Genomic DNA, 4,050 nt, shown 5'->3' with positions numbered 1-4,050 from the left:
CGCATCCGCCCGTCTGTGCCTCGCTCGTAATGTCCGCGCACCAACACCCAGCGCACCACGTCGGGTGCCGGCATGATACGGTGCTCCCACACGAACAGGCCGCCTTCCTCGCGCACGCTACGACGCAGCTCCGGGTCGCGAGCGACTTCATCCGGATGGAAGATCAAGAAGAGCTGCGCGCGCGAGATGCCCTCGGCGATCTCCGCCTCGGACAATCCGTACATTCGGCCCATGACCGCATCGCCGCGAATGCGATCCGTGCTGACATCCTCCTCCCACAAGCCGATGCTGAGAATGGTCAGCGGCAGCGAAGCCGACGACACGATGCTGTTCGATGATCGACGCGGCATGCACCGTCCGAGCCTTTTTGCACCATAGGTAGGGATTTGCAGCACAACTTTTCGTCGATCCGCAACTGCGATATACAATCGCACGGTCACAATCATGGTAGGTCTGAGATGGCCGAACTCGACAAAGGCGACGGCCGAGACATCCGTCTTCCCTCAGCGGATAAGGTTGCACAGGCGCGCGATCGCGAGCGCAAGCTGCGGATGTTGAGGCGCCTCAGCGAAGCCCTGGGCAGGCCAGTCGAGGACTTCTTCAAGGCCAGCGCCGATGCTGATGCCACCGAGGGCAAGGTAGCCGGCGCAGGAGGAAAGTAGGGACAGTGGGATCGCGCACTTGCCCCTCGCGGTCCGGTCCCTGCACCTGCCCGGCATGATCCGGTCCGAACTCGTCGCCCGCATCGCGGCGCAGAACCCGCGCCTCTACGCACGCGAAGTCGAAGGGGTGGTCGACGCCATACTCGACCGGATCGCCGAAGCCCTGGCTAACGGGGATCGCGTTGAGCTGCGCGACTTCGGTACGTTCGCGACAAAGGAAGTGTTGGGCCGAAGCGCCCGCAATCCAAGAACTGGAGCACCTGTCACTGTAGGTGCCAAGCTGGGTGTAACCTTCAAGCCAGGGAAGGCCATGCGCGCTCGGCTCAATCCCCCTGCTCCCGCCCATTCGGCCATGGCGATCCGTCACACCGTCATAGCATCATAGGTTAGTTCCAGTCGCGCTCAGATGAGCTGTGTGCGACGCGTTGTGGAGGCTCATTCGCCCCTACCGGCAGCATGGCGCGATGGCACCTTCAGGATACCCGCTCGACACGATGATCCGTAGGTTGGGCAGCGCCGCACGCTTCTCAAAAACGGAGCAGCACGCGCTGAGAAAGTTGCCGGTGGCGACCCGAACATTCGAAGCCCAGCAGGACATCATCTACGGAGGCGGCACGTCCCTACACTCTTGCGTCGTCCTTGACGGCTGGACCTGCTGCTATCAGCTTCTTACCGAGGGTAAGCGTCAGATCCTGTCGATCCACGTGCCCGGCGATATGCCCGACTTGCAAGGCCTCCACCTTCCCCAGCCAGACTTCGGCATGGCTGCGATCACGCGCGCCGTCGTCGCGTTCGTGCCGCATACCACGCTTCGCCAACTGTCGGACGGCTCGCCTACCATCGCGGCTGCGCTGTGGCGGGAGACCTTGATCACCGCTGCGATCCACCGTGCTTGGATCACCAGCCTCGGTCGACGCGATGCACGGCAGAGGTTCGCACATCTGATCTGCGAACTGTACCTACGCCTCAAAGCCGCCGGGCTGGCGAGCGACCATACTATGTGGATGCCGCTTCGGCAGCCTGATCTCGCCGATGCATTGGGCCTAACCTCGGTCCACGTGAACCGGACGATGAGGGCCCTACGGTTGGAGGGCTTGATCGACTTACGGTCCCGCCAGCTGGTCATCCAGGACTGGGCAGGCTTGCAGGCCCTCGCCGCTTTCTGCCCTCAATACCTTCGCCTACCCGATCAGGTCGTTTCCAGCAGCTCATGACGCGGTCGCGTACACGCAGAGGCTACGCGATCAGCCATCGCAGCAAATCTCCAGAACCTCCCTCACGCTCGGGCAGTTAGCCCAGCATCGGATTTGGAGGTGCTGATGGCCCGCTACTTCTTCGATGTGAGCAACGGCAGTGACGTCAGCGATGATGTCGGCCTCGATTTCGATGATCCCCACACAGCTTCGCAGGAAGCGCTTCGGTCGCTCCCCGACATGGTGAAGGATCAGCCGCTGACGAGAATGGGCGAGAAGGTTAGCGTCACGATGCGGGACGACCACGGTATCCCGGTCTACCGAGCTACCCTCACGATCGAGGGCGAGTGGCTGGCAGGGCAGCCGTAGGCCTTCGTTTCTTGGGTAGCGTCAGCTGTGCCGGATGCGCGGGACGTTTAAGCCTCGCATGCGCTTTGCTACGATCACGAGGTCGGGTCTCCTCTCGACCACCACGCTCGCCCCGCGATGCTTCCCCCAAGGTTAATCGGAAGGGCGGGCGTGGATGCTCTTCGGGGTTCCTTGCAAGTCCTGGCAGGATCGCCCGCACCTCCCTGACGTGCTCAGGCTTGGGGATCCCCGGCAGCAGGGCAGAAATGGACTATAGCGAGCGTGCCTCTGCCGCATGAGCGGTTTGATGACTGGGCTTCATATAGCGGTGCAGCCCGTAGCGCAATCCGCTCTCAGCCAGTGAACTGTTCGGCCGCTTCGCGGGCCGCGCGGAGCACATGCTGCCGCTGCTCATCGGTCCGGAGTACCGCCCAGCGCTTCAGGAGCTCATCGAGATCGACGAGATCGGTTGGCAGACCTTCGCTCGTGCGGAGAGCCTCGGTGGTGCAGCCGAGGGAGACGGCGATGCGCTCAAGCATTCTACGCGCAGGATGGGAAGGCGGAACTGATCCGTTCGACATCGCGAAGCTCCCGCTGTCGGCCCGTCCCTTTTGTTTTAGCCTCGCGTCATGCAGGCTGCAATCACTGATTGCGCAGCGAAGGATCGTACACGTGTTTCGCTCCTGCCGAGCAGCGCTTTTTAGCGTTAGGCAGTCTGCAACAGCCTATTAGTGTGTGAAAGAACTTTACAATAAGTGCTCAATCCAATCTCAGTCGTGCAGTTTCTTAGGCTGCCGATCTATATCGGCCATCTCGAGTGTCGTCACGCCATCGCGTGTGCAGCTATGCCGAGCAATTTCTTGGCCGACGATGAGCAAGAGCATCCGGCTCAACGCTTTCATTTCTGACGTGCCGTGATCTTGGATGAGCTGATGAGCTTTTATCACCGCATCCGCGATATGATCCACATCTGGTGCTGAACTCATGCTCTCCTCCCCCAGTAAATATGGAGAATTAGTTTTGTAATAATTTTACAAATCTCACTTATCTGTCATATTATTGTATAATCTTTACCGTATTGCAACCATGGATAGAGGGCTAAGCTGTGTCTTCACTGCCGCATGCGAACCTCACTCGGGTATGCTCCATGGATATGCCAACCCCCGAAGACATTGGCGCGCCAACAAATCGCCATGCCCGGGATCAGCTCGACCGTTTGGCGCAGGCGCTCGCCTGTTCGTCAGAGCGGTTCTATGAGACGCAGCATGCGTCTGGATCGAAAGACGCCGCTCATCTGATCCAGATGTGGCTCGCGTTGAAGCGCCCCGAAGCCCGGGATATGGTGCTTACTCTCGTCAACGAACTTTTGAAGGCCGAAGCGGGTAAGGTTTTTGGATCGAAGGCCGACCTTCTCTAAAAACTCATCCGAAGATTATGAGACTATATTCATCTATTTAGTGCTATTAGGTGTAGATTTTTTACAAATGAGACCGAGTTGTTTATGTCGTCAATCGACACCACATCAATTTTATCACCAACCGACGTCAGGGCGTTGATGATTGAGGGACCGTTTGTGCTCTTGCCCCGTATGAGCGAGCACACGTGGCAAATCTCAAGCAGGCCGATCTGCGCAACCGCCTTCTCCTGGCGCTCGCACCAGAAGATTTCTTGGCGCTGGCACCCGCGCTACGCTTTGAGACGATACTTCTCCGGCAGGTCTTGATCTCAGCCAACACGCCGATCAAGACCGTCTACTTCGTGGAAGACGGCATCGTCTCCGTCACGACCGATGCCCCCAGCGGTCGGGTCGAGATCGGGTTGCTCGGACGCGAAGCTTTGGTCGGGGC

At 59.5% G+C, this 4,050-nt stretch carries 7 protein-coding genes and 2 pseudogenes; 6 read left to right on the top strand and 3 right to left on the bottom strand.

Annotation, left to right across the window (positions count from 1 at the left end; all coding sequences use genetic code 11):
• Window positions 1-350 (bottom strand): annotated as a pseudogene (locus MKK63_RS09135) (diguanylate cyclase); the annotation flags it as partial.
• Between the two features lie 108 nt (window positions 351-458).
• Between MKK63_RS09135 and MKK63_RS09130 the strand changes: the two are divergent.
• The 4 genes from MKK63_RS09130 to MKK63_RS09115 all read left to right on the top strand — a co-directional run bounded on the left by MKK63_RS09130 (window position 459) and on the right by MKK63_RS09115 (window position 2,224).
• Window positions 459-662, top strand: coding sequence for a hypothetical protein (locus MKK63_RS09130; RefSeq protein ID WP_244000857.1), 204 nt, complete (start codon window positions 459-461; stop codon window positions 660-662).
• 19 nt (window positions 663-681) lie between these two features.
• The gene (locus MKK63_RS09125) at window positions 682-1,047 is read left to right on the top strand and encodes an HU family DNA-binding protein (RefSeq protein ID WP_409564495.1); all 366 of its coding nucleotides are present in this window, start codon (window positions 682-684) and stop codon (window positions 1,045-1,047) included.
• 121 nt (window positions 1,048-1,168) lie between these two features.
• Window positions 1,169-1,876 (top strand): Crp/Fnr family transcriptional regulator, encoded by a 708-nt coding sequence (locus MKK63_RS09120; protein ID WP_244000855.1) that lies wholly within the window; start codon window positions 1,169-1,171, stop codon window positions 1,874-1,876.
• A 105-nt stretch (window positions 1,877-1,981) separates the two neighbouring features.
• Entirely contained in the window at window positions 1,982-2,224 is a 243-nt protein-coding gene (locus MKK63_RS09115; protein ID WP_244000854.1) for a DUF6894 family protein, read from the top strand.
• Window positions 2,225-2,556: 332 nt separating this feature from the next.
• Here the strand turns inward: MKK63_RS09115 and MKK63_RS09110 are convergent, their stop codons facing one another.
• Together MKK63_RS09110 and MKK63_RS09105 are read right to left on the bottom strand one after the other, a co-directional pair.
• On the bottom strand, window positions 2,557-2,742 hold the full coding sequence (locus MKK63_RS09110) for a hypothetical protein (RefSeq protein WP_244000852.1): 186 nt from the start codon (window positions 2,740-2,742) through the stop codon (window positions 2,557-2,559).
• A 231-nt stretch (window positions 2,743-2,973) separates the two neighbouring features.
• Window positions 2,974-3,189, bottom strand: coding sequence for a hypothetical protein (locus MKK63_RS09105; RefSeq protein ID WP_244000850.1), 216 nt, complete (start codon window positions 3,187-3,189; stop codon window positions 2,974-2,976).
• A 161-nt stretch (window positions 3,190-3,350) separates the two neighbouring features.
• Here MKK63_RS09105 and MKK63_RS09100 point away from each other — a divergent pair, with 161 nt between their 5' ends.
• Together MKK63_RS09100 and MKK63_RS09095 are read left to right on the top strand one after the other, a co-directional pair.
• The gene (locus MKK63_RS09100; RefSeq protein WP_244000848.1) at window positions 3,351-3,620 is read left to right on the top strand and encodes a hypothetical protein; all 270 of its coding nucleotides are present in this window, start codon (window positions 3,351-3,353) and stop codon (window positions 3,618-3,620) included.
• Window positions 3,621-3,805: 185 nt separating this feature from the next.
• Window positions 3,806-4,050: pseudogene (locus MKK63_RS09095) on the top strand (Crp/Fnr family transcriptional regulator); the annotation flags it as partial.

The organism is Methylobacterium sp. J-088 (assembly GCF_022829295.1).
Classification (GTDB): Bacteria; Pseudomonadota; Alphaproteobacteria; order Rhizobiales; family Beijerinckiaceae; genus Methylobacterium.
This window is presented reverse-complemented; position numbering and strand designations above follow the sequence as displayed.

Excerpts from the sequence above, each read along its gene's own strand:
- MKK63_RS09130 (WP_244000857.1), top strand. The coding sequence starts at position 459 with ATGGCCGAACTCGACAAAGGCGACGGCCGAGACATCCGTCTTCCCTCA.
- MKK63_RS09115 (WP_244000854.1), top strand. The coding sequence starts at position 1,982 with ATGGCCCGCTACTTCTTCGATGTGAGCAACGGCAGTGACGTCAGCGAT.
- MKK63_RS09110 (WP_244000852.1), bottom strand. The coding sequence starts at position 2,742 with ATGCTTGAGCGCATCGCCGTCTCCCTCGGCTGCACCACCGAGGCTCTC.
- MKK63_RS09105 (WP_244000850.1), bottom strand. The coding sequence starts at position 3,189 with ATGAGTTCAGCACCAGATGTGGATCATATCGCGGATGCGGTGATAAAA.
- MKK63_RS09100 (WP_244000848.1), top strand. The coding sequence starts at position 3,351 with ATGGATATGCCAACCCCCGAAGACATTGGCGCGCCAACAAATCGCCAT.